At 69.2% G+C, this 26590-nt stretch carries 29 protein-coding genes and 1 pseudogene; 17 read left to right on the forward strand and 13 right to left on the reverse strand.

Annotated features, from left to right (window positions below):
• Positions 1-35: 35 nt before the first annotated feature.
• Positions 36-995 carry a substrate-binding domain-containing protein gene (locus EAS64_RS05445; RefSeq protein WP_222849012.1) on the reverse strand — a complete coding sequence of 320 codons (960 nt, stop codon included), beginning with the start codon at positions 993-995 and terminating at the stop codon, positions 36-38.
• A gap of 398 nt (positions 996-1393) precedes the next feature.
• Between EAS64_RS05445 and EAS64_RS05450 the strand changes: the two genes are divergently transcribed.
• Entirely contained in the window at positions 1394-2452 is a 1059-nt protein-coding gene (locus EAS64_RS05450) for a LacI family DNA-binding transcriptional regulator (RefSeq protein WP_145851554.1), read from the forward strand.
• Entirely contained in the window at positions 2445-3500 is a 1056-nt protein-coding gene (locus tag EAS64_RS05455; protein ID WP_222849013.1) for a carbohydrate kinase family protein, read from the forward strand. Before EAS64_RS05450 ends, EAS64_RS05455 begins: the two co-directional genes overlap by 8 nt.
• A gap of 136 nt (positions 3501-3636) precedes the next feature.
• Here EAS64_RS05455 and EAS64_RS44545 read toward each other — a convergent pair whose 3' ends face one another.
• Both EAS64_RS44545 and EAS64_RS44550 read right to left on the reverse strand, forming a co-directional pair.
• Complete coding sequence (locus EAS64_RS44545; RefSeq protein ID WP_222849014.1) at positions 3637-3825, reverse strand: hypothetical protein; 189 nt, start codon at positions 3823-3825, stop codon at positions 3637-3639.
• Positions 3822-4271, reverse strand: a complete 450-nt coding sequence (locus tag EAS64_RS44550) for an alcohol dehydrogenase catalytic domain-containing protein (RefSeq protein WP_222849015.1) — start codon at positions 4269-4271, stop codon at positions 3822-3824. Before EAS64_RS44550 ends, EAS64_RS44545 begins: the two co-directional genes overlap by 4 nt.
• A 315-nt stretch (positions 4272-4586) precedes the next feature.
• Here EAS64_RS44550 and EAS64_RS43355 point away from each other — a divergent pair, with 315 nt between their 5' ends.
• A complete protein-coding gene (locus tag EAS64_RS43355) occupies positions 4587-4751 on the forward strand; it encodes a hypothetical protein (protein ID WP_187365705.1) in 165 nt (54 codons plus the stop codon).
• Between the two features lie 308 nt (positions 4752-5059).
• On the opposite strand, the gene EAS64_RS05465 is transcribed toward EAS64_RS43355, so the two are convergent.
• Entirely contained in the window at positions 5060-5254 is a 195-nt protein-coding gene (locus EAS64_RS05465) for a hypothetical protein (protein WP_145851556.1), read from the reverse strand.
• A 209-nt stretch (positions 5255-5463) separates the two neighbouring features.
• On the opposite strand from EAS64_RS05465, the gene EAS64_RS05470 reads away from it, so the two are divergent.
• From EAS64_RS05470 to EAS64_RS05500, 7 genes and pseudogenes are all read left to right on the forward strand, one after another.
• Positions 5464-5658 (forward strand): hypothetical protein, encoded by a 195-nt coding sequence (locus tag EAS64_RS05470; protein WP_222849016.1) that lies wholly within the window; start codon positions 5464-5466, stop codon positions 5656-5658.
• Positions 5659-5818: 160 nt separating this feature from the next.
• A pseudogene (locus EAS64_RS45605) lies at positions 5819-6007 on the forward strand (response regulator transcription factor); the annotation flags it as partial.
• A gap of 489 nt (positions 6008-6496) precedes the next feature.
• Positions 6497-7048: a LysM peptidoglycan-binding domain-containing protein gene (locus EAS64_RS05480; RefSeq protein WP_145851557.1), complete on the forward strand. Its 552-nt coding sequence runs from the start codon at positions 6497-6499 to the stop codon at positions 7046-7048.
• A gap of 294 nt (positions 7049-7342) precedes the next feature.
• Positions 7343-9562: an MMPL family transporter gene (locus EAS64_RS05485; protein ID WP_222849018.1), complete on the forward strand. Its 2220-nt coding sequence runs from the start codon at positions 7343-7345 to the stop codon at positions 9560-9562.
• A 207-nt stretch (positions 9563-9769) separates the two neighbouring features.
• A complete protein-coding gene (locus EAS64_RS05490) occupies positions 9770-10666 on the forward strand; it encodes an alpha/beta fold hydrolase (RefSeq protein WP_145851559.1) in 897 nt (298 codons plus the stop codon).
• Positions 10667-10946: 280 nt separating this feature from the next.
• Positions 10947-11249, forward strand: coding sequence for an ATP-binding protein (locus tag EAS64_RS05495; RefSeq protein WP_222849019.1), 303 nt, complete (start codon positions 10947-10949; stop codon positions 11247-11249).
• 4 nt (positions 11250-11253) lie between these two features.
• On the forward strand, positions 11254-11961 hold the full coding sequence (locus tag EAS64_RS05500) for a helix-turn-helix domain-containing protein (RefSeq protein WP_145851560.1): 708 nt from the start codon (positions 11254-11256) through the stop codon (positions 11959-11961).
• On the opposite strand, the gene EAS64_RS05505 is transcribed toward EAS64_RS05500, so the two are convergent.
• Both EAS64_RS05505 and EAS64_RS05510 read right to left on the reverse strand, forming a co-directional pair.
• Positions 11958-12920, reverse strand: coding sequence for an NADP-dependent oxidoreductase (locus tag EAS64_RS05505; protein ID WP_222849020.1), 963 nt, complete (start codon positions 12918-12920; stop codon positions 11958-11960). The two genes, EAS64_RS05500 and EAS64_RS05505, sit on opposite strands and share 4 nt — an antisense overlap.
• Positions 12921-12925: 5 nt before the next feature.
• Positions 12926-13294 carry a lipase family protein gene (locus EAS64_RS05510; protein ID WP_145851562.1) on the reverse strand — a complete coding sequence of 123 codons (369 nt, stop codon included), beginning with the start codon at positions 13292-13294 and terminating at the stop codon, positions 12926-12928.
• A gap of 307 nt (positions 13295-13601) precedes the next feature.
• On the opposite strand from EAS64_RS05510, the gene EAS64_RS05515 reads away from it, so the two are divergent.
• The 3 genes from EAS64_RS05515 to EAS64_RS47335 are packed head-to-tail and all read left to right on the forward strand — an operon-like array spanning position 13602 to position 15271.
• Positions 13602-14384, forward strand: a complete 783-nt coding sequence (locus EAS64_RS05515) for an SDR family oxidoreductase (RefSeq protein ID WP_342782015.1) — start codon at positions 13602-13604, stop codon at positions 14382-14384.
• A gap of 42 nt (positions 14385-14426) precedes the next feature.
• A complete protein-coding gene (locus EAS64_RS05520) occupies positions 14427-14834 on the forward strand; it encodes a TetR/AcrR family transcriptional regulator (RefSeq protein WP_145851563.1) in 408 nt (135 codons plus the stop codon).
• Complete coding sequence (locus EAS64_RS47335; RefSeq protein WP_369333553.1) at positions 14780-15271, forward strand: YybH family protein; 492 nt, start codon at positions 14780-14782, stop codon at positions 15269-15271. The genes EAS64_RS05520 and EAS64_RS47335 overlap by 55 nt, the downstream gene beginning before the upstream one ends.
• On the opposite strand, the gene pdxR is transcribed toward EAS64_RS47335, so the two are convergent.
• Positions 15189-16631, reverse strand: a complete 1443-nt coding sequence (pdxR, locus tag EAS64_RS05530; RefSeq protein WP_222849021.1) for a MocR-like pyridoxine biosynthesis transcription factor PdxR — start codon at positions 16629-16631, stop codon at positions 15189-15191. The two genes, EAS64_RS47335 and pdxR, sit on opposite strands and share 83 nt — an antisense overlap.
• A gap of 46 nt (positions 16632-16677) precedes the next feature.
• Here pdxR and EAS64_RS05535 point away from each other — a divergent pair, with 46 nt between their 5' ends.
• The gene (locus EAS64_RS05535; protein ID WP_145851566.1) at positions 16678-17634 is read left to right on the forward strand and encodes an aldo/keto reductase; all 957 of its coding nucleotides are present in this window, start codon (positions 16678-16680) and stop codon (positions 17632-17634) included.
• Positions 17635-17662: 28 nt separating this feature from the next.
• Here the strand turns inward: EAS64_RS05535 and EAS64_RS05540 are convergent, their stop codons facing one another.
• Complete coding sequence (locus EAS64_RS05540; RefSeq protein ID WP_145851567.1) at positions 17663-18298, reverse strand: hemerythrin domain-containing protein; 636 nt, start codon at positions 18296-18298, stop codon at positions 17663-17665.
• Positions 18299-18436: 138 nt separating this feature from the next.
• On the opposite strand from EAS64_RS05540, the gene EAS64_RS05545 reads away from it, so the two are divergent.
• Complete coding sequence (locus EAS64_RS05545) at positions 18437-19069, forward strand: TetR/AcrR family transcriptional regulator (RefSeq protein ID WP_187365706.1); 633 nt, start codon at positions 18437-18439, stop codon at positions 19067-19069.
• 28 nt (positions 19070-19097) lie between these two features.
• Here the strand turns inward: EAS64_RS05545 and EAS64_RS05550 are convergent, their stop codons facing one another.
• Entirely contained in the window at positions 19098-19604 is a 507-nt protein-coding gene (locus tag EAS64_RS05550) for an SRPBCC family protein (RefSeq protein WP_145851569.1), read from the reverse strand.
• 56 nt (positions 19605-19660) lie between these two features.
• Here EAS64_RS05550 and EAS64_RS05555 point away from each other — a divergent pair, with 56 nt between their 5' ends.
• Positions 19661-20698 carry an LLM class flavin-dependent oxidoreductase gene (locus tag EAS64_RS05555; protein WP_145851570.1) on the forward strand — a complete coding sequence of 346 codons (1038 nt, stop codon included), beginning with the start codon at positions 19661-19663 and terminating at the stop codon, positions 20696-20698.
• A gap of 49 nt (positions 20699-20747) precedes the next feature.
• A complete protein-coding gene (locus tag EAS64_RS05560) occupies positions 20748-22313 on the forward strand; it encodes an outer membrane protein assembly factor BamB family protein (protein ID WP_145851571.1) in 1566 nt (521 codons plus the stop codon).
• Positions 22314-22435: 122 nt separating this feature from the next.
• On the opposite strand, the gene EAS64_RS05565 is transcribed toward EAS64_RS05560, so the two are convergent.
• From EAS64_RS05565 to EAS64_RS05580, 4 genes are read right to left on the reverse strand one after another with little or no spacing between them, the layout of a single operon-like run.
• Positions 22436-23281 (reverse strand): ABC transporter permease, encoded by an 846-nt coding sequence (locus EAS64_RS05565; protein ID WP_145851572.1) that lies wholly within the window; start codon positions 23279-23281, stop codon positions 22436-22438.
• The gene (locus tag EAS64_RS05570; RefSeq protein ID WP_145851573.1) at positions 23278-24147 is read right to left on the reverse strand and encodes an ABC transporter permease; all 870 of its coding nucleotides are present in this window, start codon (positions 24145-24147) and stop codon (positions 23278-23280) included. The genes EAS64_RS05565 and EAS64_RS05570 overlap by 4 nt, the downstream gene beginning before the upstream one ends.
• Before the next feature lie 2 nt (positions 24148-24149).
• Complete coding sequence (locus EAS64_RS05575; RefSeq protein WP_246115534.1) at positions 24150-25433, reverse strand: polyamine ABC transporter substrate-binding protein; 1284 nt, start codon at positions 25431-25433, stop codon at positions 24150-24152.
• The gene (locus EAS64_RS05580) at positions 25430-26578 is read right to left on the reverse strand and encodes an ABC transporter ATP-binding protein (protein ID WP_145851574.1); all 1149 of its coding nucleotides are present in this window, start codon (positions 26576-26578) and stop codon (positions 25430-25432) included. Before EAS64_RS05580 ends, EAS64_RS05575 begins: the two co-directional genes overlap by 4 nt.
• Between the last annotated feature and the right edge of the window lie 12 nt (positions 26579-26590).

Genomic DNA, 26590 nt, shown 5'->3' on the forward strand with positions numbered 1-26590 from the left:
GGCCCTTGCGTTCAGCGTCGCGCGAAATCGGTTAGCTAGCTACCCCAGCAGCCCGAGGCGCCCTGGGTGGGCGACTCGATCGTGACGCCCGAGTAGGACTTGCCTGCCACAAGCGCGGTCCCCGTGTTGAAGAACGACAGGCCGTTGGAGACCGATGGCTTGCTCCCGCCGCGGGCGAGACTGGCGATCGCCTCCATACCGAGGACGGCCATCTTGCCCGGGTACTGCACCGCATCGGCGGCGAATTCGCCGCTGCTCACCAGCTTCAGCCCGGCGCAGCTGCCGTCGATCGCGAAGACCTTGATCTGGTTCAGCTTGCCCGCGGCCTTGATCGCGGCGTACGCGCCCTCGGCGGCCGGCTCGTTGATCGCGTAGACCACGTTGATGTTCGAGTTGGCCGACAGGCAGTTTTCCATCGCGGTCCGGCCGCCGTCGATCGCGCCCTGGGTCGGCTGGTGGCAGGCGATGGTGTACGTGCCGCCGGCGTAGCTGCCGGTCTTGGCCTCCTGGCCGTTCTCGTTGGGGTTGCCGGGGTTGATGCCCATGCCTTCAAGGAAGCCGTGGTCACGGTCGACGTCGACCGAGACGACCTGGTTGTTGAAGAGGTCGAGCATCGCGATGACGGCCGGCTTGCCGGCGAGCATCTTCGCCGCGTACTGCCCGTCCAGCTTGCCTGCCGCCGTGTTGTCCGTGGCGTAGGTGATGTCCGCGACGGTCGGCGGTGTGGGCGCGGTGTCCAGCGCGATCACGAACAGGCCTGCCTTCTTCGCCTGCTCCAGTGCGGTATTCACCGCGTTGCCGTTGGTCGTGATGAGGATGCCCTTGTCACCCCTCGAGATCGCGTTGTCGATCGCGCTGATCTGAGTCTGGGTGTCGCCGTCTGAGCTGCCCGCGGCGACCGTCAGGTTGACCCCGTCCTTGGCCGCGGCGGCCTCGGCGTCGTTCTTCATCGTGACAAAGTAGGGGTTGGTCAGGGTCTTGAGGATGAGGGACACGCCCACAGTCTGGCCGCCAGCCGACGCCGACCCGCTAGACGACGCCGAACCGCTCGCCGAGCTTTGCGAAGCGGCAGAGCTTGAGGAGCTAGTAGAACTAGAAGAAGTGCAGGCGGCGAGGGCCGCAGAAGCGCAGAGGGCCGCCGCAGCGTACGCCGCGCGGCGATATGATCGCCGGCGCGCTCCCCCGCGGGTCGCTCTCTTCGTTGAGCTGTCCATGCTGTTAACGCCTCTCAGGTGTTGGCCACGAATTGACGCTGAGATCTTGATTGCGTCGCTGTTAAATCTGGGACAACGTTGCCTCACCAGGAGGATGACTTGCGTGAAACAATCTGTCAAGATGCACCAAGAGACCCGTTGGGCAACGAGTAAGTAACGCGAAGGTTGGAGAGACAACGATGACTCGACTAGATCCGGACGGATCTCGACCGGCCGCCAGGCCCACTATGCGCGACGTGGCGGCACTTGCCGGAGTCTCCTTCAAGACCGTCTCTCGGGTGATCAATGGCGTCAGCACGGTCGATCCGGAGCTAGTGGCGCGGGTAAATACCGCGGCCGACCGGCTTGGTTACCGTCCCAATCTCACGGCCAGCAACCTGCGCAGGAGCGACGGGCGCACCGCGACGATTGGCACGCTCGTCGAGGACGCGGCTAACCCATTTTCCGCGGCGCTTCTGCGCGTCATCGAGAACGCGGCGCGTGAGCGGGGAGTGCTCGCTCTGTTCGGCAGCCTGGACGAGGACGCCGACCGCGAGCGGCGGCTGGCCGGCGCGTTCCTCGACCGCCGCGTGGACGGACTGCTGATCGTGCCGGCCGGGCGGGACCACAGCTACCTGCTCAGGGAACGCCAGGCCGGCACCTGCATGGTCTTCGTCGACCGCGAGCCGCGCCTGCTTGACGCGGACGCCGTGGTGTCCGACAACCGGGCAGGAGCGATCGGCGCGGTCAACCACCTACTGGCCGCCGGGCACCAGCGGATCGGCTACCTCGGTGACCGGATGTCGGTGGCCACCGGCGCGCAGCGCTACGACGGCTACACCCGCGCGCTTGAGCTGGCGCGCATCCCGCTTGACGAGCGGATCGTGTGGCACGAGGCGAGCTCGGAGGAGGCCGCGATCGATGCGGCAACGCGCATGCTGCGCCTGCCGGAGCCACCCACCGCGCTGTTCACCAGCCAGAACATTGTCACCATCGGCGCCAGAAGGACGCTGCGGGCCCTTGGCATGGAGAACACCGTGGCCATGGTGGGATTCGACGACTTTCCGCTGGCGGACATGCTCCGTCCCGGCATTACCGTAGTGGCCCAAGACGTCATCGGCCTGGGCAAGCTGGCGGCAGAGACCTTGTTCCGCAGGCTGGACGGCGACCGCTCCCCGTTCCGCACGCATGTCCTGCCCACCCGGCTCATCCCTCGTGGCTCGGGTGAGATCGGCCCGACGGCGGCAGCGCGTGACTGAGCACAAAAAGCCGGTTCTCACGGTCATCGGCGAGGCCGTCGTCGACCTCGTTCCAGGCGACCACCCAGGTCACTATCAGGCCAGGCCCGGGGGCAGCCCGTTCAACGTGGCGGTCGGCCTGGCCAGGCTCGGCCACCGCACCGCCCTGATGGCGCGGCTCGCGGACAACGCGTTCGGCCGGCAGTTGCGCGCGCATGCCACCGCCGAAGGCCTCGACCTGGCGCCCGCGCCGCACGCGGCGGAGCCGACCACCCTCGCGGTGGTCAGCCTCGACAGCAGCGCGCGGGCCAGTTACGACTTCTACGCCGCGGGCACCGCGGACTGGCAGTGGACCGATGCCGAGCTCGCGCGTGTCCCGCGCGACACTAACGTGCTGCATGTCGGCTCGCTCGCCTCCTGGACGCCCCCGGGCGACCTGCGTGTCCACGCCGCGGTTGCCGCACTGCGCAGCGAAGGCAACGTGGTGATCAGCTACGATCCCAACGTCCGCCCGGACCTGGTCGGCGAGCCGGCACGGGCGCGCCCGCTCATCGAGCAGTTCGTACGCGTCGCGCACATCATCAAGGCCAGCCGCGAGGACATCGACTGGCTCTACCCCGGAGCAGGCCCTGAGCAGGTGAGCGGCCGGCTGCTCGACCTCGGAGCGCTGCTTGTCGTCATCACCGACGGCCCGCGCGGGGCGCTGCTGTACCGGGCCGGGAACACGCCGATTTCCTGTTCCGGCCGTCAGGTCCAGGTGGCGGACACGATCGGCGCCGGCGACGCGTTCACCGCGGGCCTGCTCGGCGGTCTGAGCAGGCGCGGCCTGCTCGCCCCCGGAGACCTGCTCCGCTGGCCCGCGGACCTGCTCACCGCGGCGGTCGAGGAAGCGGTGCTGATCTCCGCACTGACCTGCGAACGGGTCGGCGCGGACCCGCCGTTCGCCCGGCGCGCCCGGCCCGGTGACCCGCACAGCCCGCTGACCCGCGCCGACCTGGACTTCGCCGAGGCAGTCACGCCCGCGGTGCGGCGGGCCCGCAGGGAGATGACCGGTGCGGTGGCTGAGTAAGCCGCACTCGTTCAGGATGATGATTTTGATTTATCCGACCAGCAGTGCCGCAGCCGATGCCGCGAGAATGGTTCGGGTCAGGAGATGCCCTGCCGGCGCCCGCGGCCCAGCGGCCACGGCGCAGGTGCGCTGCGCGTCAGTCATCGAAGCTCACCACTACCTTCTCCGCGGCACCAGGGGTGAGCGCGAGTTCGAACGCACGCTCCGCGTCAGAGAATGGGACGCGATGGCTGACCAGCCGGAAGAAGCGCGCCGCATGCTCGGCGATATCCTCGGTGACCTCGAAGATCTCAGTGGGGGATCCCTGGGAGGCGATTATCGTCATTTCGCTGCGCAGCATAGCTCCGAGATCGATGGGTTCGGGCTCTTGCCCGCCCCCGCGTCCTCGATGAGGAGGTACTCGCTCATGCCGCCCTGCGCGCCGCCGCAGCCGATGATGCCAGAAGGCGCGGCCTGCGGATTGACAACCACCCGGTCGCCTGGCCTCAGCCCGGCCACGTCCGCGCCCGCCTCGACGATCTCGCCGGCCGGCTCATGCCCGAGCGGAATCGCCCGCACCTCTCCCGCAGGGCCGGGCATCCCGCCCATCTCGACGAATGCGGCATCGGTGCCGCAGATGCCGCAAGCGCGCACCCGCACGAGCACATCCCTGGGGCCGGGAACCGGACGCTCCACCTTCACCACCTCGATCCTGCCGGAACCGGCAGTACGCACGGACTTCATCATGGGCATGCTCTTCTCGCCTTCAGGTTGCGACTGTTCCTTGATCAACAGTGCCGACCCCCGCCCGGGGCGGCGAGGGAGCGCACTCCCGAACGCCGGTGTAAGCAGCTACACCTCTGCTTTGGGCGCTGGACCCTGCTTATCCGCGCACAGGCTGCGCCGCGATATGCCCAGGGCCGGCGAAGCAGCCGGGCATACCGGCTAGCGGGAATGCCCGGGCCCAGCTAGCACCATCCGATGACGGACGCTGACCGTGATGTGCGGCACACCACGGGTGACGCAGACTCTTTCCAGTGCTCCGGTCGGCTGGATTGGCCCAAGCCGACCGGAGCGTCAAGCACAGTACGAGCGGACGGGGAGACGATGGAGCGGACTGACACGCTAGACAGCGGGCTGACCCAAGCCGACGTGCGGTTCCTCATGATGAAGCAACTGGCGATCATGGTCATCGCCGAGGAATCGGCTGCCTTCTCCGAGCTGCAGCCCTTCGCTCGGCGCGGGACCGAGCCCTGCGGCAAGGCCGCCTGAGACTTTCCTCCACCGCCCTCCCCCGGGGCGGGCCGCCCTTCCCCAGGGCGGCCGTGCGTGGCACGGCGGGAGCATCTCCTGGCCCCGCCGTGCCGCGCACGCAATGTACGCCTGATTCAGCTGGACCGCCGCCGACGGGGTGGTCCAGGGGCAGTCAGGATCGTCGCGCGCAGGAACCGGCCACGTTCTCTGGCCGACGGCCCTTCAAGCGTCGCGGGACCGAGCCTAGTAGCGGCAAGGCCGCCTGATCGCTTTCGTCCACCGCCCAGGCCCCCCGGGGCGGCCGTGCGCGGCACGGCGGGAGCGGGCTATCTCCCGCCGTGCCGCGACGCGAGGCCCTGCAGCGGTCGGAACTCGTGCTCCGGCAGCGCCTGGGACACGGGCTGGCCGACAGCCTGTGCCCCAACGCGGAACTCGGCGACGGCCGCCGGCTGGACCAGGCGACCGCGGGCCGCTTTCGCGATCCTCACCACCTCCAGCCCGTCCAGCACCCTGGTGGGCACGGCTGCGGCCCGCCCCAGGTTCCGGTTACCGGCTGACCCGTGGCTGGCCGAAGGGGGACCGGGCTCCCAACCGGGGTGTAGCGCGCTACACCCCGGTTTCGGGTGAGCACCCCCTCGTTGCGTTGAGCGCCTGACCGCATCGTGGATTGCAGAGATCGCAACCACGATTCGAAAGGAAGACTCATGAAGTCGCTGCTCTCCGCCAAGCGGTGCTCTGGTTCCTGTTCCTCTTCAACGCCGCCGTCGCCGTCGTGGCCGGGGTCGCCGGGCCGCACATTCACCTGCACGGCCACACCATCGATGGCAGCCAGCAGGTGGTGACCGCCGTTGGCATGGGAGTCGTCGCGGCCGGCGCCGGCATCGGCCTCCTCCGTAGCCGTCGCGCAACGGCCGTCCACCGCTAAGCCGGCCCGCGGCAGTTACCCAGGGGGAGAACCGATGAACCAGTCCCGTCCGCCGCGGCCACCCCCGCCGTCGTCGCCGCGCGGCACGTCCGACACCAGGACGGCCGACTGCGGCCGGGCCGAGGCCTGCGCGGCCTCGCTGGCGGGCATCCAGAGCCCGCGCGAGCGCGAGGTCCTCATGCTGATGGCCGAGGGCCACGACAACACCACGATCGCGAAGACCCTGTTCATCACCGAACGGGCAGTAAGCAAGCACATCGGCGGCATCTTCGTCAAGCTAGGCCTGCCGCAAAGCGACAGCGGCCACCGCCGGGTCCTGGCGGTACTCGCGTACCTCAACAACGTGTGATAGATCCCAATCCACGTGGGCGCGGCGGAAATTGGATTACCGCGGAATAACGCCCCTGAATGCGGGTCGTTATTTCCGCCAGGAGCGAGGTATCCGTGATCATGGGCCGTAGGGTTGCAGAACGGTGGCAGTTTAATTGCGGCTCCCTGGAAATGTCGCTACACCTAGTAGTGCGGCGATTGCTAAGTGTGAGAAATGGCTGCGGTCAATGTGACCTCATGCACAGGGGCCGATTACCCGATCTTGCCGATTAGCCGACAGGCACGCGGGATCGGCACTGTTAATGGCCTTGAGGCCGAGGTTGCTTGAATGGCCAGCCGACGATTACCGGAGTAGTCTGGGTCTCGCCCGACACGGGTTGGCGCCATTGCGCACGTGCCGGGCTTCTTGTTGCCGGACATCCGAAAGGATTGATTCCGGGCGACCCAGCCAGGAGACCCAAGGCGGTTAGTCAGTAGGACCCGCCGTAAGCCGGAAGGCCAACAGGAATTGCTTTCAGCACTCGCACTCGTCGCCTATCTCGTTCAGCCGGGTGACACCCTTTCTGGGATTGCCTCCGCGCATAACGCGAGCCTCGCGGCGGTTGAGACTGCGAACTCCCAGATCCACAACTTCGACCTGATCTTCGCCGGGCAGACTGTCAAGATCCCCGCGGGACCGTCTGCCGCGCACGCGTCGACCACCCAGTCGAACCACACGAGCTCGCCCGCGAGCAGCCAGCACACGACGTCCTACAGCTCATCGTCGGGCAGCGCCGCGAGCACCACGACGCGGGCGGCCTCCACCGGGTCGTCGGGCTACTCGTCCAGCAGCCTCTCGGACATCCCCGGCGTGCCTTCGTCGTTCGCCGCGTGCGTGGCCTACCGGGAGTCGACGAACCTGCAGAACCCTGCCGCGAACGGCAATGCCTACGGCATCATCCCCGCCAGCGGGTACAACGTGTACGGCACGTCGATCGCGCACCAGAAGCAGATCTTCGCCGAGCTGTACCAGCAGTACGGCGGTTCCCCGTGGGCCGCCGACGGGTGCCCCGGGACCTGATAACGAGCACAGCCTTTAGAAAGGCCCGGTCGATCGCGTACCTCCCCGTGAGCCCCCCTCACGGCGCGATCGGCCGGGCCTCGGCAATCTCCGGCTTGACCTTGAAGCCGGCTCGCCGAAGCGTTCGGGGTCGGCGCGGCAGGCTGACCGGTGACCAACGCCCCGGGGAGTGCGGGCCTTACGGCCGTATCGCGTCGCCGCCCTGGTGACCATGCTGGGGGTGGCAGCAAGGTCGTGTCGTAGGGGTGAGCACCGATGAAAAGCTCGGCGACCCATCAGTCATATCCGGCGCGCGTGACGGCAACGGGCCACCTGCCCAATCTCGCCGCCACGCTCGGCGGGTGGAGCGCACGGCACCGGCTGACCGCGGTCGGTGCGTGGCTGGCGCTCGTCATCGTGACCATGCTGGTCGGCGGCATGGTCGGCCAGGTCACCATGAACCAGGCGGAGTACGGTGTCGGCGAGTCCGGCCGGGCCACCTGGACGCTGGTCAACGCGGGCATCAAGGACCCAGCGTCCGAACTCGTGATGATCTCAAGTTCCGCCGCGTCGCCGGACAAGGCGGCGCTGCGGTCCGCTGCTACCGCCGTGCTCGCAGCCGTCAAGGCAACAGGCCAGGTGAGCGGCGTACGGCCACCCGCCTTCTCGGCCAGCGGGCAGCAGGAGCTGCTCCAGTTCTCGATGAAGGGCGACCCCGACACGGCGTACAACCGGGTGCAGCCGGTTGAGGACGCGGTCGCGCGGGTGGCGGCCGCACACCGGAACGTCACGATCGAGGAAGTCGGCCAGGCCAGCGTCTCCAAGTGGTTCAACGACACGATCTTCCGTGACTTCCGTCAGGCCGAGTGGACCGTTATCCCGCTGGCCCTTGGCATCTTGCTCGTCATCTTCGGCGCACTGCTCGCCGCGCTGCTGCCGGTCGTGCTGGCACTGACCGCCTTCCTTGCCGCCAACGGGATCCTCGCGCTTGTCAGCCACGTGCTGCACGTGGACTCCTCGGCGAGCTCTGTGATGATGCTGATGGGCATGGCGGTTGGCGTCGACTACTGCCTGTTCTACCTGCGCCGGGAGCGCGAGGAACGGGCCAAGGGCGCGAGCCGTGAAGCCGCGCTGCGCACCGCCGCCGCCACCTCCGGCCGCTCGGTGCTGATCTCCGGCCTGACCGTCATGGTCGCCATGGCCGGCATGTTCCTGGCGGGCGTGCAGATCTTCGACGGCTTCGCGATCGCCACCATCTCCGTGGTGCTGATCGCCGTCGTTGGCTCGGTGACCGTGCTGCCCGCACTGCTCTCGCTGCTCGGCGACAAGGTGGAGCTCGGCCGCATCCCGTTCCTCCGCCGGATCGGCCGCAGCGGCGGCGGGCGATTCTGGACCGCGGCGCTTGACCGGGTGCTCGCCCACCCGGGCCGGTCCGCGGTACTCGCCACGGGCCTGCTGCTGGCCCTTGCCGCTCCCGCCCTCAGCATCCGCACCGAATTCCTGAACGTGCAGCAGATGCTGCCCTCGAACAGTCCGATCGTGCAGCGCTATGACCACATCATGACTGCTTTCCCCGGCGGTCCCAACCCGGCCGTTGTGGTGGTGAAGGCGCCGGACATCAGGTCGGCAGTCGCTCAGCGGCAGATCGCGGCCCTGACTAGCTACCACAACAGTGCGCTCGGCCAGCCGGTGCACACCATCGTGTACCCGAAGGCGAACCTGGCGGAGATCTCCATCCCGCTGGCTGGGACAGGTAACGACGCCACCTCACGGCAGGCCCTGACGGCGCTGCACGACACGATCGTGCCTGCCACCGTTGGACAGATCCCCGGCGGCACCGCGCTGGTGGGCGGCGACCTTGCGGCGCGCATCGACTGGAATAACCAGATGGGCAGCAGCATCGTTCCGGTGATCCTGTTCGTGATGGGCATCACCTTCCTGCTGATGCTCGTCTCGTTCGGCTCGCTGACGATCGCGGCGACCTCGATGGCACTCAACCTCCTCTCGGTCGGCGCCGCCTACGGCGCGCTCAGCGCCGTCTTCGTGCACGGCTGGGGCGCGGGGCTTGTCGGCACCCAGGCACCAGGCGCGATCGAGTCGTGGATCCCGCTGTTCGTGTTCGTCGTGCTGTTCGGTCTCTCCATGGACTACAACGTGTTCGTCGTGTCCCGGATCAGGGAAGGCCATGACCGCGGACTCCCCACCAGGGAGGCGGTCGCGTACGGCATCCGGTCCACCGCCGGCGTGGTGACCAGCGCCGCGATCATCATGGTTGCCGTTTTCGCGGTGTTCGGCACGCTCAGCGTGCAGCAGTTCAAGCAGCTCGCCGTCGGCCTGGCCATCTCCGTACTCATCGACGCGACCGTGATCCGCGCCGTCCTGCTGCCTTCTGTCATGACGCTGCTCGGCGACCGAAACTGGTACCTGCCCCGGTGGCTCGCCGGGTTCACGGCGGGCGGCGGGCCGGACGCGGAACCTCCTGCGGCGGGTGACGAGTGCGCCCTCGATGACCTGGCGGGCCGGGGCATCGGCTAGGGGCGCGTCAACCGACTGAGCCGGCACCCGCCTTACGCGCGGCTGTGCGGTCGAATGCCGGTTTCAGTTAGCCGGCAAGGGGTGCCTGGCCTGTCCGATGACAGCGTTGTTTGCAGTCGGCTGACGTACGCGCGGCGAGCAGGGCGGAGCCTAACGTGCGGCACGGCGACGCCGGCGGGGGCGCCGCGAGCGACGCAAGGCATCACCATGAAGCTCTCACTGAAGCCGCGGCTGGCACGGGCGCGCATTATCACCGGCCCCGTCATCGGCACCGCCGCGGCCGGCCTCGCGGCCGGGCTCGCCGCGATCTCCCTCGTGGCGGCCTCCGCCCAGGCGGCACCGGCGGCCGGCAACGCCCCGGTCGCGCACGCCACGGCCAGCGCCAAGCCGGTCATCGTGCTCGAGCACGGCGCGTGGGCCGACGCGTCGAGCTGGGACCGGGTGATCGCCCGGCTGGCCGTCGCCGGGTACACCGTATACGCGCCGCCGAACCCGCTGCGCGGGCTGCCGTCGGACTCGGCGTACCTGCACGACTTCCTTACTAAGAACCCGGCTCTGGCCGGGCGGAAGATCGTCCTTGTCGGGCACTCCTGCGGCGGTGCGGTCATCACCAACGCCGCCGTCGGCGACCCGGCGGTGAAGGCACTGGTCTACGTCGACGCGTTCATCCCGGCCAAGGGGCAGACCGTCGACGGGCTGCTCGGCAAGGTGCCTGGCTCGTGCATCGGCGGCAACCCCGCCAGCACATTCCTGCCCGTCCCCTACCCGGGCGCGCCGAAGGGCGCCGCCGACCTGTACCTGCAGCCGCAGCTGTTCCCCGACTGCTTCGCGAGCGGCGTGTCCGCCGCGCAACTCGCCGCGACGCAGCGGCCGCTGTCGTCCGCCGCAGTGACCCAGCCATCGGGGACGCCGGCCTGGGCCAAGGTTCCGTCCTGGGCCGTCGTGGGCACCGGAGACAAGGTCATACCGCCGGCCGAGCTGCTCGCCATGGCCAACCGCGCGCACGCGCACGTGGCCAAGGTCAAGGCCGGGCACCTGTCGCTGATCTCCGCACCGGACGCGGTCGCCCGGGTGATCATCCAGGCCACCACGGCGAGTAGCTGAGGCGGGGAGAGTAAGCCGAAACCGTTCCGGATCATCACCGAACGGCACCGGCGCGCTGCCGCAGCCGGGGACGACGGGTCCCCGGCTGCGGCGGTTTTGTCGCGCGGTGGCGGCGGCACAGGGGGTTGAGTCGCGCGGTGGCGCGGGGACCGGGGGTTGAGTCGCGCGGTGGCGCGGGGCGGGGGTTGAGTCGCGCGGTGGCGCCGGGACCAGGGCGCGGGTCGCGCGGCCGCGGCCGCTAGTCTCGGGTACGCAGGCAGCAGTACATAGCGGGGGCGGAGTGACTGAAGACGTGCTTGCCCGGCTTGCCGGGCAAGGCGGCCGGATTATCGGCAGGGAAGAAGAGCAGCGGCGCCTCCAGGAGGCGCTGGACGCGGCCGGTGCACGTGGGCAGTCGCTCGGCATCGTAGGAGATCCGGGCACGGGCAAGAGCGCGCTGCTGGCGGGCGCGGCGACGGACGCGCGCAGGGGCGGCTTCACCGTGCTTTCCGCGCGCGGCACCAAGGCGGCGGCACAGCGCACGGGACACCCGCGATCCTGCGCTGGCGAGCGCGCTCGGCCGGGCCGGCTTCGTCGCCGGTGACTTCGTGCAGCTGGCCCGCGGCTTCGCCGCGCTCGGCGACGGCCGCCCGGTCGACGCGTTCGCTGAGCTCCGCCGCATGATGGACCCCGCCGACCAGGCATACCAGGCGCCGCAGTGCGCGTGGGCGGTCGACTACCTGGCCGAGGCGGCGGCGCTGAGCGGACGGCGGGCGGAAGGGGCGGCCATCTTGCGCGACGTCGAGGTACTGACCGGCGCGACGACCGCGCCCGACGTGCGCCGGGCGATCGCGCTCGCTCGCGTCGTCCTTGCTGAGGACGAGGTCGCGGAAGAACGGTTCGCGCAGGCCAGGGAGTATGCGGCCGGCGCACCCGCGTGGTTTGGCGCGCGGCTTGACCTGGCATACGGCAGCTGGCTGCGCGGTGAGCACCGCGCGGCGCAGGCACGCCAGCCGCTGCACGACGCGCTCGCCGCTTTCGACTCGCTCGGCGCCGCCGCCTGGGCCGCGAGGGCCGAGGCGGAACTGGCCGCCACCGGACAGCCTTCCCCGCGGCGCGGCGGTGACGGCTGGACCCAGCTGTCTGCCGTCGAGCTGCAGGTCGCGCAGCTCGCCGCCCGCGGCTTGTCCAACCGCGAGATCGGCGAGCGGCTGTACCTGTCGCACCGCACGGTGGCGGCGCACCTGTACCGGATCTTCCCCAAGCTCGGGATCGGCTCCCGGACCGAACTGGCGAGCGTCCTGCCGGCGAGCTAGCGGACGAGCAGCACCGTCTTGCCGGGCGGACGCGGCCGGGTGGCGCTCTCGAACGCCGCCCTGCCTTCCGCCAGCGGGAATTCCTGGCTGACGATCGGCCGCAGCCTGCCCTCGTCCACCAGCGCCGCGAGCCGTGCCAGCTCGGCGGCGTCCGGGGTAACGACGAAGAACATGGCGTGCACGCCGCGCGCGGCGGCCTTCTCCGCCGACGGCGGCGCGCTGAGCGTCACCAGCCGCCCGCCCGGGCGCGTCACCTGATAGGAGGCGTCGAGCACGTCTCCGCCGACCGTGTCGATGACCACGTCGTATTCAGCGGGGGCGGCCGCCCCGTAGACGGCCGCCCCGCTGGCCCCCGAGGCAACGAACGTGGTCGCGCCAAGGCGGCCGACCAGATCCCGGTGCCGTGTGCTGCCTGTCGCGGTGACGGTGCCGCCGAGGATGGCGGCGAGCTGGACCGCGTACGCGCCCACACCGCCCACACCGCCCGCACCGCCCTGCACAAGCACCCGCTCCCCCGGCTCGAGTGCCGCGTAGTCGCTGAGCGCCTGCCACGCGGTAAGCGCCGCGAGCGGCAGGGTGGCCGCTTCGGTGTGCGAGACCGACCGCGGCCGCGCCGCGAGGTGGGCGGCGGGCAGCGTCACGTACTCGGCCGCCGCGCCGTCACGGTCGAACTCGATGAGGCCGTACACCTCGTCGCCCGCCGACAGGCCGGTGACCTCAGGCCCGGGCGCTGCCACCGTCCCGGACACCTCATGGGACGGGATGGCCGGCGTGCGGTCCTTCCCGTCCTTAGTGGTCCAGGACAGGTCCCAGCCGAGTTCGGCGAACGTGATCGCGGCGGCATGCACCGCGACGAGGGCCTCGCCGGGCCCCGGCACGGGGACCGGGGCCCGCTCGAAGACGAGTTGCTCGGGGCCGCCGCGCGCGTGCGCACGCAGGGCCATCATGGTTTCCTGCATGGCAATCACAAACTCTGCTTGGCCATCCAGGACAGGCACTCGCCCGCCACCGTGCGCCAGCCGCTGTCGATGGTGAGGCTGTGCCCTCGGTCGGGGAATTCGAATAGGTCCGTCACCGCATCGGATCCCCGGTACTGCTTCAGCGTCGCCTTGGTGATGGCCTCGGGCACCGTGTGGTCCCTGCCGCCCATGCCCTGGTTCGCGATGGACTCCGGGTTGGCGCGGGCTTCCTCGACCGTCTCGGGAACGCCGGGCCAGCCGGGCGCCAGCGGGGCGTAGCCCTCCTCGGCGAACGGGCTGACCCATGGCTCCCACGAGCTGGCGTGCAGCCGGAGCCCGTGGATGAAGAGGACCGGGTTCCTTGTGCCGTTCATGGGCGGTGCTCCTTTGATTGCGCGGTTTGCTGTGACCTCCGTCATCGTCACCCGGCCTACCCCCGGCCATGCTTGAGTCACGCGACTGCGATCATGACTCGGGTACAGGAAACCCGCCGCTCGCGCCGCCGCGCGCGGACCTCCGACCGAAAAGCATGCTCACGGCGCCGAAGGTACAAGCCGACTGGTTAAGCAGGCTTGGGTCAACCAACTTAACCGGATGCGTACCAGTACCGTCACGGCTAAGCGACCGATGCAGTCGGCTGACCGAAGCCACCGCGGCCTCCACGGCATACCGTTGGCAGACATGATGAGCATCGACTTCTCTGGACACAGCGCCGTCGTCACCGGCGCGAGCCGCGGCATCGGCCTCGCCGTGACGCGCGGGCTTGCCGCCGGCGGCGCGCGGGTCACCGCCGGGGCACTGCACTCGTCGGCAGAGCTGGACAAACTGGCGGATTCCTATGCCGTGACATCCGTCGAGGTGGATCTCGCCGCGCCCGGCGGGCCCGCCGAACTGGTCGCCCGCGCGGGCGGCGGCGTCGACATCCTGGTCAACAACGTCGGCGGGGCGCCGCCGCGGACCGGCGGTTTCCTGTCCATCACCGACGAGGACTGGCTGGCCACCATCAACCTCGACCTGATGGCGGCGGTGCGCGCCACGCGCGCCGCCTTGCCCGGCATGCTCGAGGCGGGCAAGGGCGCGATCGTGAACATCTGCTCGGTCAATTCCGTGCTCCCGGATCCCGCCGTTCTTGACTACAGCGCGGCGAAGGCCGCACTGGCCAGCTTCTCCAAGGCCCTGTCCAAGGAGGTCGGCCCGCACGGCATCCGCGTCAACACGGTGAGCCCAGGCCCGGTCGCCACCGACCTGTGGCTCGGCACGGACGGCGTGGCCGCCCGGATCGGGCGTGCCACCGGCGCCCGGCCGGAGGATGTCGCGAACGGCGCGGCGAGTGCCATGGTCACCGGCCGGTTCAGCCGCCCGGACGAGGTGGCCGACATGGTGCTCCTGCTGGCGAGCGACATCACCGCCAACGTCACCGGCGCCGACATCCGCATCGACGGCGGCCTCGTCCCCACCTGGTAACTCCCTCTTTAACTGAAGTGTACGATACGGTATCGTACACTTATGGCCCGGGGTGAAGTACGCGAGCGAGCGATTCGGGCCGCCGTCATCGAGTTGCTCGGTGAGCTTGGCTATGCGGGCATGACGATGGACGCCGTCGCGGCGCGGGCGCACGCCAGCAAGACGACGATCCACCGGCGGTGGCCGGGCAAGCCGCAGCTCGTCCTGGCCGCCGTGGACGGGTACGCGGCGGAGCGGCTGACGGCGGGGACCGACACCGGCAGCCTGCGGGGCGACCTGCTCGCGGTGCTCCAGGCGATGGCCGGGCACCTGACTTCCGAGTTCCTCGCCATGATGAGCTTGAGCGGTTTAACCGCCGGTTCGAGGCGCTGTTCAACGACGGCGACGCGGCCGGCATGGCCGCCTGCTACACCGAGGACGCCCGGCTGCTCGCCGAGAACACCGAGCTGATCAGGGGCCGCGCGACCATCGAGCTGTTCTGGCGGCTCGCCATCGACCGGGCCAGCGCGGCGGGCGCCATCAGAACCATCGCGACTGACGAGGTGGTGAGCGCGGGCGGCCTCGGGTACGTGCTCGGCACCGTCACGGTGCGCATCCCTGGCGGGCCCACCCTGGTGACCAAGTACGCGACCGTCTGGCAGCGCGATGCTGACGGCCTTTGGCGGCTCGCCGTCGATTCATCGAGCCCGAATCCGCGCTTAGCCAGCACATGTACTGATTTTGGTAGGACAATCGGTTCAAAAGTGCCGGATCTTTGCCTCAAAAGCAGTACATGTTCTTTCCGAGGGGCGAACGGAAGGGCGATTAGCCGACTCGCCCGATCGCGGCGGAAAGGGACGCCACCCCCGCGGCTACCTCGTGGTCGGCCAGGTTGCCGTACCCGATGACCAGCCCCGGCTCGCCGCGGCGGACCTGGTACCTGGAGATGCTGACCACGTGGACGCCGAGCCGGGCCGCGTGCCGCTGCACGGCGTCACCGTCGAGGCCGGGGCCGAGGCTCGCGACGAGATGCAGCCCGGCGGGAATTCCGGACACCGACGCATCGGGCAGCCGACCGGCGAGTTCGCGCACCACGGCGTCCCGGCGCTCGCGGTAGCGCTTGCGCGCGGCGCGCAGGTGACGGTCGTAGGAGCCGGCCCGCAGGAACGAGGCGAACGCCAGCTGGTCCAGGACCGGGGGCGGAGCGGCGTCGCGCAGCAGCGGAGTCCACCGGGGCGGTGCGACCATCCAGCCGATGCCGACCGCCGGCGACAGCGTCTTGCTGACCGAGCCGACGAGCGTGACCGCCCAGGGCGCGGCGCCTTGCAGCGTCGCGACGGCCCGGCGGTCGTAGCGGAACTCGGCGTCGTAATCATCCTCGACAAGGAGCCCGCCGGTTCGCCGCGCCCAGTCGAGCAGCTCGTGCCGCCTGGCAGGCGACAGCACCGCACCGGACGGAAACTGATGGGCGGGGGTGAGGATGACCCCGCCGACATCGCGCAGGCCGGCGAGCAGGTCGGCGCGAAGTCCCTGCTCATCGACGGGAACAGGGACGACGGCCAGCCCCGCGGCCGCCGCCACCTCCCTGACCCGCTGCCAGCCGGGATCCTCCACCGCGACGGCCGTCGCTCCCTCCCGGGCCAGCGCACGGCAGATGCGGGCGATGCCTTCGGTGGCGCTGCCGCAGACGGTCAGCGCGCCGGGGCCGACGGCCGCGCCGCGGACCCGGGCGAGGTACTCGGCAAGCGCCTCGCGCAGCACCGGATGGCCAGCGGGATCGCGGTACCCGAGGTCGGCGGTGGTCAGGCCGGCCGCCGCGGCCCGGATGGCACCGGCCCACCGTGCGACGGGAAACAGCCGGAGGTCGGGCAGCCCGGGCGCCATGTCGATGCTTGCCGCTCGCGCTGTCGGCGCCGGGCCGGGCCGGGTGCGGCCGCTCGCCGTCCCCGTACGGCCTGCGCCGCCTGCCTCACTGGTACCGCTCGCCCCGGCGAGCGGCCGGACGCTGGTGCCGGAGCCGGTCCTGGTCTCCAGGTAGCCGGCGGTCACCAGCTCGGCGTACGCCTGCGTCACCACCCAGCGGGAACATCCGAGTTCGGCGGCCAGCACGCGGCTCGGCGGCAGCAGCGAGTCCTGCCGCAGCCGCCCGTCACGGATCGCGGCACGCAGCGCACCGGCCAGCCTGGCGTGCAGCGGGCCGTGCCCGTCCAGGTCAAGCAGCATGCTCGCGGGCGAATCGTACCTAGAATTGGACTGGGAATCCCGCATGGAATTGGATCGTATCGCCGTACCCTTGTCCCGTTACCTTGAGGCCATGCGCACACGCACCCTCAGCGACGGCCGAGTCAGCCTCCGGGTGAGCGAGCTCTGTCTCGGCACCATGTACTTCGGCTACCGGACACCGGAAGCCGTCGCCTTCGACATCCTCGACCGGTTCCTCGACGCGGGCGGCAACTTCCTCGACACCGCCAACTGCTACGGCCAGTGGCACGGCGACGCCGGCGAGAGCGAACGCGTCCTCGGCCGCTGGATGAAGTCCCGCGGTGTCGCCGGCCAGATGGTCGTCGCCACCAAGGTCGGAGCGCGCACCACCGTTGCGGGCAACCCCGACGCGCGGCTTTGGCAGGGATTCGGGTCCCGGGCGATCCTCGCGGACGCGGACCTCAGCAGGCGCAACCTCGGCGTCGACCGGCTGGATCTCTACTACGCGCACATCGACGACAGAGACACCCTGCTCGAGGAGACCGTGAACGCGTTCGCTGGCCTCGCCGAGCGCGGCACGGTGGGCCTGCTCGGCGCGAGCAACACCGCGACCTGGCGGATCGAGCGGGCCAGGGGGCTCGCGCAGCGCCGTCCCTCGTACAGCTGCGTGCAGCAGCGGTACACCTACCTGCCCGCCCTGCAGGGCCCCGGCGAGTTCGACATGATCAGCGAGGAACTGAAAGACTACGCAGCCGCGGAGAACCTCACGCTGTTCGCCTACTCCCCGCTGCTCGGCGGCGCCTACTGCGATCCGGACAAGCCGCTGCCCGCGGCCTACGATCACCCGACCGCGCAGGCCCGGCTTGCCGCCCTGTACGAGGTCGCCGCGCAACTCGACGCCAGCGCCAACCAGGTGGTGCTCGCCTGGCTGCTGCACGAGGACCGGCCCGTCATCCCCATCCCCGGTGTGAGCAGCGTCGCCCAGCTCGAGGAGACTCTCGCCGCGACCGAGCTCAAGCTGGACGACTCGCAGCTCGCGCGCCTGGCGGGGGCCGGCGTGCAGTGCTGATCAACACGAGCTGATCAACACGTGCTGATCAGCCGGCGGCGTTCCATACGTCGAGCGCGGCGTACCGCGGGCCCCACTGCTCGCGGTACGCCGCTAGCAGGTGCGGCGGAAACTTGCCGAGCACGTCGTCGAGTGTCTGCTGGCTCGCGTCGGCGAGCAGCCATGGCATGTAGGTGGGCGCGTCGGGGCCGATCCGGTCGGCGTGGATCTGCGCGAAGCGCTGCCACTGCTGCGGGGTCAGTGACACATCGATCAGCGGCAGCCCGTCGGTTTCCTCATGCCGTAGGTGCGCGGAGAGCTTGACCGTCAGCTCGTCCACGATGCCGCCGAACCGCTCATGGCCGTAGTCCCGGTCCGCCGCGGCCGCGTCGATGGCGGCGAGCAGCGGCTCGATGACCGCGTGCTCGGCCTCAAGCTCGTCGGCAAGCGAGAGCCGCGCGCCGTTCCCGGTCACCGCGCCGCGCAGGTCGGGCCACAGCACGTCGTCTTCCGTCGTGTGGTGGACGATCAGGAACTTCTTGAACAGCTCCCAGCCCAGCGAGGCCTGCAGCAGCTTCGCCGGATTGTCGTCGGGCCGCCTGGTGAACCGGGCGATCTGCACCAGCTGCCTGCGCAGCGCGTCGTGCATCGCGAACATCATGCTCATGTCGAGCTGGAATTCCATGGCTCCTCCTTGACTCACAGGCTCAGACCCTAATCTGACGCTAAGACCATAATGAATCTCAGACTCATTTGTTGTCAAGGGTCAAGTAGAACGTGGGTTCTTTCGGTCATGGGGTCCGGATCAGCTATGATGCGCGGCATGACCATCCCGGAGACCGACCGTTCGCTGCCGCTGCGCGAGCGGAAGAAGCTGCGGAACCGGCGCGCGCTCGCGGAGGCGGCGCTCCGCCTGTTCACCGCCAAGGGGTTCGAAGGAACCACGCTCGAGGAGCTGGCGGACGCCGCCGACGTCTCCAAGAGCACGTTCTCCCGGATCTTCCCCGCCAAGGAGGCCGCGGGGATCGAGGCGGAGGCGGAGCTATGGACGGCGTTCCTCGCCGCGCTCGACGAGCGCGAACTGTCCGGGGTGCTCTTCGGTGAGCTGCACCGGGCCCTGGCGGACGCCGTCACCGGGCTCGACGCCGACTGGGACCAGCGGTTCATCGACACCCGGCGCATGGTGGCGAACGAGCCCGCGCTGCTGCGGTACGTGGAGCACTACCGGGCCGGCGTCAAGGACGAACTGGCCCAGCACCTCGCCGCCAAGCTCGCGCTGGACGCCGACGACCTGCGGTTGCGCACCCTGGTGGAGCTCACCATCCTGGCCTGGAGCGTGTCGGGCCGGCACTGGGTGTACAACGGGGGCCGGGGCGGGCGCAAGGCGCTGCTCAGCCGGCTTGACGGCGCGATCGAGGCCATCCCCGCCAGCCTCGGCATGACCGCGCCCGGCTAGCCGCCCGCCTAGCCGCGGGGCGAGGCCGTCAGGCTTCGGCGCGCGCCTTGATCTGCCCGAGGGTGGCGGTCATGTTGCGCTCGAACTCGCGCAACCGCACGAACACGATCTTCTGCTCCTTGTCCGGCATCTGGTCGATCGCGAACGACAGGCCCGAGCGGGCAGGCCCCAGCTGCATCCACTCAGACAGCTCGGTCCCGCCATCCTTCGGCTCAAGCCGGAACCGCCACCGCGCGGCCGGGTCGGCGGGGTCCCCCACCGCCCAGCCGAACACCCGCTCCGGTTCGAACTCGGTCACCTGCGAGGTGGTCTCCCATTCGCCGAGCGCCTCGTGGCGGCTGCGACCGGTGAACCGGGCGCCCGCCGACGGCCCGGCCACGCCGTCAAGCCAGCGCACCGACTGCAGTTCTGAGCTCATGACGGGCATCAGCTCGATGTCCGACACCAGCTCCCAGACCCGGCCGGGCGGAGCACCGATCCAGGTCCGCACCTCAACCGTGGGCTTGTCCGCGTAGCGCGCTCCCGTCCACTCCATGCCGGCCAGCCTCCCCATACTGGACTCACCGTGTCAACCGAGGAGGGGTCTAAGCCATGACGCTGACGGTCGGACTGTCGGTGAATCCCCAGGAGCCGGATTGGCTGGAACTGGCCCGCGAGGCCGAGCGGGTCGGGGTGGACTCGATCTGGATGCCCGAGTTCTGGGCGTACGACGCGTTCACGCCGCTCGCTGCGATCGCGGCTCGCACGCAGCGGGTGTGCCTCGCCACCGGCATCGCGCAGCTCGGGGCGCGGACTCCCGCGATGCTCGCCATGTCCGCGATGAGCCTGCAGCACATCTCGGCCGGCCGGTTCGTGCTGGGGATCGGGGCGAGCGGCCCGCAGGTGATGGAGGGCTGGCATGGCACCGAGTTCTCCCGGCCGGTGCGCAGGACCAGGGAGACAATTGAGATCATCCGCATGATCGCCGCGGGCGAGCGGCTGAGTTATTCCGGCGAGGTGTACCGGCTTCCGCTGCCCGGCAGCGAGGGGGTGGCCATCAGGTCCCGCGCCGAGCCCTGCCTCATCCCCATCTACATCGCGGCGCTCGGGCCGGCGAACCTCGCGCTCACCGGTGAGCTGGCCGACGGGTGGATCGGCAACTCGTTCTTCACCGAGTCCGCCGATGCGTTCTTCGCACCGCTCGGCGCGGCGGCGCGGCAGGCCGGGCGGTCCCTGTCCGACCTGGACCTGGTGGTCGCGGTGAGCCTGGAGTTCACCGAGGACATCGAGGCGGCCGGGCGGCGCCATGCCGACGGGTACGCGTTCACCTTCGGCGCCATGGGATCGCGGGGCAGCAATTTCTACAACAACGCCTTCGCCAGGCAGGGCTTCGGCGACGACGTGGCCGAGGTGCAGCGGCTGTGGGCCGAGGGCGACCGGACGGCCGCCGCCGCCCGGGTGCCGATCGAGATCGGCCTTGGCACCAACCTGATCGGACCGCCTGACGTGGTCCGCGAGCGGCTGCGCGCCTACCGCGACTGCGGTGTCACGACGCTGCGGGTCAGCCTGGTGGGCGACGATCTGCGAGAACGCGTCGCGGCCCTGGGAATCCTGGTCGACCTAGTCAAGGACGCAAACGTCACGGATTGACGGCCGATGTCCATCGTGCGTCGATCAGCCATCATTAAGAGTTTGATAAGTGCGCGCTGATAGCTTCCTTAGCGTGCACCGGCAGGCCGAGATCGGCTACGACGATGTCCCGGAATCCGGCGGAGGCCGGACGCGCACCGGGAAGCTGGCGGTTCGCCTTATCATCGCCCTCGTTGTGGGGACTGCGGCCGGACTGGCCATCATGCTGCAGGTCAAGGGCTGGGGCACCCTTATCAGCGAGACTGGCGGTTCCTGCGGAACCAGCGACCAGGGTGTGTCCTACGGCGCGTGCCCGCGCGGAATCGCCCCGGCGCTTGTCACCTCGTTCCTCATCGGCATCCCCGCCGTGCCCGCGGCCCTTGTCCTGGTGTTCAGGAAGGGGTGGGCGCGGCGCGGCTTCCTCGCCGTCGGCGTTGCCTGCGGGCTGTTCGCCGGTCAGTCCCTGTTCGCGGTGTGGCATGGCGCCGACCTGACCGTGGCCTGGGTCGCGCCCGGTGACAGCTCGCCGGAACTGACCACCGTCGGCGCGTGGACCAGCGGGCAGTCGCTGATCCGGGTCCGCGTCGACGAGGCCGTCAGCTACGACGCCGCGACCGGCCGGCGGCAGTGGGCGCTGACGATGCCCGGCATCGACGTCGCGTGCGGCGTGAGCGGGACAAGCTCGGACACCACGCTCGGGCTCATCGGATACGGTCAGGACTCGACGGACTGCGGCAACGTGATGGCCGTCGATCTCCGCACCGGCCGGCGGCTCTGGTCGGACCCGGTAAAGGACCCCCACACCGGCAGCGAGCCGACGGGCGAACTGGCTGTCGCCTCGGGTACCGCGATCGTGCTGACCGACGACGGGATCGCCGGGGTGAACGGGCAGGACGGCGTGCAAAAGTGGACGCTCGCGCCGCCCGCAGAATGCAGCTTCCAGCAGCTCGCGGCGTCAGGCGGGAGCGTCGTCGCCATAGCGGGCTGCAACTCCGCCTATTACGTGGTGAGCCTCGACGCCGCGACAGGCAAGGCAGCCTGGCGGTACCACGTCACCGAGCCGACGAATAGCTACCAGTATCAGATCCTGTCGACGAGCCCGGTCGTCGTTAGCGACGCCCTTTCCGGACCGCGCGGCACGTCCAAGGTCCGGGTTTTCGGCGCGGACGGCACCGTGACCTCTTCCTTCAGCGTGTCGGGCATCCCGCTGCGGGGCGGCACCGTGGCACTCGCCACCGGATCGACCGACGGCTTCGGCGTGACGGCGGTGGTGACCGGCGGAATGCTCATCGGCCTCACCGACGGCTATGGCGGCACTACCGCATTCGTCGGATACCGGCTCGCCGACGGCAAGCGGCTGTGGCTGACAGCCACGCCAGATGAGGTGCACGACCTGACGCTCAGCGGCGGCCACCTGGTCTTTGTCGATGAGTCTGACCCCACGTACTCCCTGGAGGAGGCCGACGTCGCGACGGGCGCCGTTCGTTCGCTCGGCTACTTCAGCCAGGCGATCCTGCAGACGGAGCAGTCCGGCCTGTTCGCGTCCGGCGGTAACTACCTGATCGTCAACCAGAGCAGCGACAGCTCAGGCGAGCCGCCGGTCGCCGCGATCACGGCTCCGGCCACCCCAGGCTGACAGGCCGTCAGGAAAAGGTTCTCGGGACGGAGTCACGCCGCAACCGTTCGGGATAATCCAAAAGGATCTTCCCCGGAACGGGTGCGGCGTGACTCAGTCAGGCCGGCTTCCGCGCGATAGCGTCAGGCGGCGCGGCGGCGGGAAACCACCGAGTTGGCGATCGCGAACAGTACGCCGACCGCGAAGACGATCGAGCCCATCACGTTCACCTGCGGCGGCAGGCCCTGACGGCTGACCGACCAGATCCACAGCGGGTACGTCACGAACGAACCCGAGGTGAACTCGGTGGTGATGAAGTCGTCGATCGACAGCGCGAAGGCGAGCATGGCGCCCGCGATCACGCCGGGCAAGATCATCGGCAGGGTGACCAGGCGGAACGTGTCCCACGGCCCGGCGCCGAGGTCCTTGGCGGCGTCCTCGACGGAGGGGTCGAGGCCGACCACCCGCGCCCGCACGGTGATCGCGACGAACGACATGCAGAACATGATGTGCGCCGCCATCACGGTCAGCGCACCCTCCTTGATGTGCGCCTGCAGGAAGAACGTCGCGAGCGACGAACCGAGCACCACCTCGGGGGCGGAGATGCAGGCGAACTGGACCAGGTTGCTCGCGCCCTGACCACGGAACTTGTACTTGCCGACCGCGAGGCCGACCAGCGTGCCGAGTACCGTCGCGCCGATGGTGGCGACGGCGGCCACCTCGATCGAGTGCTCCATCGCGGTGGTCAGGTCGGGGATCGCGAACAGCTTCGAGCCCCAGTACTTGAAGGTGAAGCCGGTCCAGGAGTAGTTGTACCGGCCGTGCGGGTTGTTGAAGCTGAACGCGATCACCACGGCGATCGGCAGGGCGAGCCAGACGATCAGGATCCAGGTAAACCAGTGCAGCAGGCGCTCGCCGGTCTTCCTGCGCTGCCTGACCTTCTTGCTCGGCTTGCGGTGGGAGGTCCGCTCCAGAGTCGCCGCGCTCATGCCACTGCCGCCGCTTCGAGCACGTCCTCGGTGCCGAGCACCCGGGCGTAACTGAAGATGCCGATCAGCAGGATCGCCATCAGCGAGAACGACAGCGAGGCCTGCAGCGGATAGTTCTGCACGACGAAGTACTGGTCGTAGATGACGTTTCCGATCATGGAGTTCCCCGTCCCGCCGAGCACCGAGGCGTTCACGTAGTCCGAGGCGGCAGGCACGAAGTTGAGCAGCACGCCCGCGAAGACGCCGGGCAGCGACAGCGGCAGTACCACCTTCGTGAAGACCGTCAGGGGGTTGGCGTAGAGATCCCTGCCCGCCTCGATGACCTTCGGATCGACCCGCTCAAGCGCGACGTAGATCGGCAGGATCATGAACGGCAAGTAGTTGTAGACGATGCCGATGACGACCGCCCAGCCGGTGGCCAGGATGTGGAAGTTCTGCGGCACCAGGTGCAGGTGCTTGAGCGGGTCGAGCAGCAGGCCCTGGTCGCCGAGGATGTAGTTCCAGGCGATCGTCCGCAGCACGAACGAGACGAAGAACGGCAGCAGCAGCAGGAACAGGTAGGTCGACTTGCGCGCCCCGCCGTAGAAGGCGATCCAGTACGCGATCGGGTAAGAAAGCGCGATGGAAATCAGGCAGCCGAGGCCCGCGTACTCAGCGGACCGTATCCACTGCGACTTGTACTGCGTGAAGCCGTACGTGTAGTTGCCGAAGTGCTGCCAGGTCTCGCCGAAGCCGGAGATGATGTTCCCGCTCATCGTGGACAGCCCGATCATCATGATGATCGGCACCGCGAAGAACACCGCGAGCCACAGGCCGCCAGGCAGCATCAGGTAGTACGGGGTGAGCTTGGATCGAATCGCACGCATGATCAGGCCTCGGTGATCGCGTTGAAGATGTTCTTGAACGTCTGCGCGGTCTTCGGGTCAACCGGCGTGACGTAGTTCCGTGTCCGGCTCAGCACCGACGCAGGCGGGAAGACGAGCGGGCTGTCGACCAGGGCCTGCAGCGTCGCCTGGTCCTGGCCGTTGGCGCCCTTCTTGCGCTGGGAATCCTGCTTCATCAGAGTGGGCACCGCGGAGTTCGAGCTGATGTACTGCACGTTCTCGGTGAGCATCGTCGCGATCTCCGGCCGGTAGAACCAGTCGATCATCTTCATCGCGGAGACCGGGTTCTGCGCCAGCTTGGGGATCATCATGTTGTCGGTCCAGATGTTGCCGCCCTCGGCGGGCACCACGAACGCAAGGTCGTTGTTGCCCGTCGACTGGTTCTGCTGGAAGATGTCCCCGGACCAGGCCATGGTGATCCAGACGTCGCCCCGGCTGAGCGCGTTCAGGTAGGACTGGTCGTAATAGGCGCGGACGAGCCCGTCGTTCCGCTGCTTGTCCAGGACCGCGGCGGCCGTGTTCCAGTCCTTGAGCGTGGACTTGTCCGGGTCGATGCCGGCCCGGAACAACCCGAAGTTCGCCAGCTCCTGCGGGTCTTGCATCATGCCGATCTTGCCCGCGTACTTCGGGTTCCACAGCTCGCTGATGCTGGTGACCGGCTCCTTGATGTACTTGGTGTTCCACGCGATGCCGGTGATGCCCGACGCCCACGGCACGCTGTACAGATTGCCCGGGTCGAAGGTCTCCTGCATGAACTTGCTGAGCGCGTACTTCTTGAAGTTCGGCATCATGCCGTGGTCGAGCGGGATCACCTCCTGCAGTTCGACCAGGTCGGTGAACTCGAAGCCATCGGTGATCACCATCAGGTCGTAGCCGCTGTACTGCCCGGACCGCAGGATGGGGTCGATCTTGGCGAAGAACGAGTTGTCGTCCTCGATGACTTCCTGGTAGTTCACCGCAATGCCGGTGGCCTTGGTGAACAGCTTCAGCGTCTCGTGGTTCGGGTCGATATAGCTCGCCCAGTTGGCGAAGTTGAGCTGGCCTGTCGCCTTCTGCTTGGGCCAGAAGTCCTTCGCCTGGGCCTTGGCCTCGTCCGGGGTGATGATCTTGGCGAGGCCGGGGATGGCGCAGCCGGACAGCGCCAGGCCGGCCGCCGCCGCGCCGCCGAGCTTGATCAGGCCGCGGCGGCTCATGCCGCCTTCCGTGCCCGGTACGCCGTTACGGCGCTGGGCCAGTCCGCGCAGCTTCGCCGGGTCCAGGCCGGTCATTGGGCCCCGATCGCGTAGGAGTGCTCGGGCTCCCAGGACAGCCAGACGTCCTGGCCGCGCGCCGCCACGTCGTCGGCGTTGTTGGAGTTCTGCACGAAGACCGTCATCTCGGCGCCGGTCGAGGTCAGGACGTTGTAGTTGGTGGAGGTGCCGAGGTAGACGACCTCGGTGACCGTGCCGCGCAGCCGGCAGCTCGCGGCGCCTGCGGCGTCAAGCGTGAGGTCGATCTTCTCCGGCCGGACGGTGAGCTCAACCGGACTGCCGATGGCGGCGGACAGGCCCTCGCGCAGCGGGACCTCGATGTGCTGGCCGTCGCCGCTGAGGATGACCGCCCGGTCGCCTGACGCCGACTTGACGTCACCGGACAGCAGGTTCGAGGTGCCGATGAAGCCGGCCACGAAACGCGTCGCCGGGCGCTCGTAGATGGCACGCGGCGAGCCGAGCTGCTCGACCCTGCCCTCGTTCATGACCGCGATCCGGTCGGACATGGTCAGCGCCTCGCCCTGGTCGTGCGTCACGTAGATGAAAGTGATGCCGACCTCGCGCTGGATCCGCTTGAGCTCGACCTGCATGGCCTGGCGGAGCTTGAGGTCAAGCGCGCCGAGCGGCTCGTCGAGCAGCAGCGCCCGCGGCCGGTTCACCAGGGCACGGGCAAGCGCGACCCGCTGCTGCTGTCCGCCGGACAGCTCCCGGGGACGGCGCTTCTCCCGGCCGGCCAGGCCGACGGTCTCGATGATCTCGCCGACCCGCTTGGTCACCTCGTCCTTGGCGACGCCCTTGCGCCGCAGCCCGAAGGCGACGTTCTCGAACACGCTCATGTGCGGGAACAGCGCGTAGGACTGGAACACCATGTTCACGTCACGCTTGTTCGGCGGCACCCCGAGGACGCTCTTCCCGTAAAGCTTGACCTCACCGCGGGTGGGCTCCTCGAAGCCCGCGATCATCCGCATCGTGGTGGTCTTACCGCAACCGGACGGCCCAAGGAGCGAGAAGAACTCCCCGACACCGATCTCCAGGTCGATGCCTGCCACGGCCTGCACCACGTCGCCGTGGGAGCTGAACTCCTTGTAGATCCCAGCCAGTTCGATGGCGGGGAGCGTCTCGGTCGCCTGCTCGGGGCTGGCCGACTCGCGTGTCTGTGTCATCTATCGCCCTCC

The organism is Trebonia kvetii (genome assembly GCF_007827045.1).
GTDB lineage: Bacteria > Actinomycetota > Actinomycetes > Streptosporangiales > Streptosporangiaceae > Trebonia > Trebonia kvetii.

What these genes read in the sequence shown, in the direction of transcription:
- EAS64_RS05450 (WP_145851554.1), top strand. Translation starts at nt 1,394, where the DNA reads ATGACTCGACTAGATCCGGACGGATCTCGACCGGCCGCCAGGCCCACT.
- EAS64_RS44545 (WP_222849014.1), bottom strand. Translation starts at nt 3,825, where the DNA reads ATGACGATAATCGCCTCCCAGGGATCCCCCACTGAGATCTTCGAGGTC.
- EAS64_RS43355 (WP_187365705.1), top strand. Translation starts at nt 4,587, where the DNA reads ATGGAGCGGACTGACACGCTAGACAGCGGGCTGACCCAAGCCGACGTG.
- EAS64_RS05490 (WP_145851559.1), top strand. Translation starts at nt 9,770, where the DNA reads ATGAAGCTCTCACTGAAGCCGCGGCTGGCACGGGCGCGCATTATCACC.
- EAS64_RS05505 (WP_222849020.1), bottom strand. Translation starts at nt 12,920, where the DNA reads ATGCAGGAAACCATGATGGCCCTGCGTGCGCACGCGCGCGGCGGCCCC.
- EAS64_RS05510 (WP_145851562.1), bottom strand. Translation starts at nt 13,294, where the DNA reads ATGAACGGCACAAGGAACCCGGTCCTCTTCATCCACGGGCTCCGGCTG.
- EAS64_RS05515 (WP_342782015.1), top strand. Translation starts at nt 13,602, where the DNA reads ATGATGAGCATCGACTTCTCTGGACACAGCGCCGTCGTCACCGGCGCG.
- EAS64_RS05520 (WP_145851563.1), top strand. Translation starts at nt 14,427, where the DNA reads ATGGCCCGGGGTGAAGTACGCGAGCGAGCGATTCGGGCCGCCGTCATC.
- EAS64_RS47335 (WP_369333553.1), top strand. Translation starts at nt 14,780, where the DNA reads ATGGCCGCCTGCTACACCGAGGACGCCCGGCTGCTCGCCGAGAACACC.
- pdxR (WP_222849021.1), bottom strand. Translation starts at nt 16,631, where the DNA reads ATGCGGGATTCCCAGTCCAATTCTAGGTACGATTCGCCCGCGAGCATG.
- EAS64_RS05535 (WP_145851566.1), top strand. Translation starts at nt 16,678, where the DNA reads ATGCGCACACGCACCCTCAGCGACGGCCGAGTCAGCCTCCGGGTGAGC.
- EAS64_RS05540 (WP_145851567.1), bottom strand. Translation starts at nt 18,298, where the DNA reads ATGGAATTCCAGCTCGACATGAGCATGATGTTCGCGATGCACGACGCG.
- EAS64_RS05545 (WP_187365706.1), top strand. Translation starts at nt 18,437, where the DNA reads ATGACCATCCCGGAGACCGACCGTTCGCTGCCGCTGCGCGAGCGGAAG.
- EAS64_RS05550 (WP_145851569.1), bottom strand. Translation starts at nt 19,604, where the DNA reads ATGGAGTGGACGGGAGCGCGCTACGCGGACAAGCCCACGGTTGAGGTG.
- EAS64_RS05555 (WP_145851570.1), top strand. Translation starts at nt 19,661, where the DNA reads ATGACGCTGACGGTCGGACTGTCGGTGAATCCCCAGGAGCCGGATTGG.
- EAS64_RS05565 (WP_145851572.1), bottom strand. Translation starts at nt 23,281, where the DNA reads ATGAGCGCGGCGACTCTGGAGCGGACCTCCCACCGCAAGCCGAGCAAG.
- EAS64_RS05570 (WP_145851573.1), bottom strand. Translation starts at nt 24,147, where the DNA reads ATGCGTGCGATTCGATCCAAGCTCACCCCGTACTACCTGATGCTGCCT.
- EAS64_RS05575 (WP_246115534.1), bottom strand. Translation starts at nt 25,433, where the DNA reads ATGACCGGCCTGGACCCGGCGAAGCTGCGCGGACTGGCCCAGCGCCGT.
- EAS64_RS05580 (WP_145851574.1), bottom strand. Translation starts at nt 26,578, where the DNA reads ATGACACAGACACGCGAGTCGGCCAGCCCCGAGCAGGCGACCGAGACG.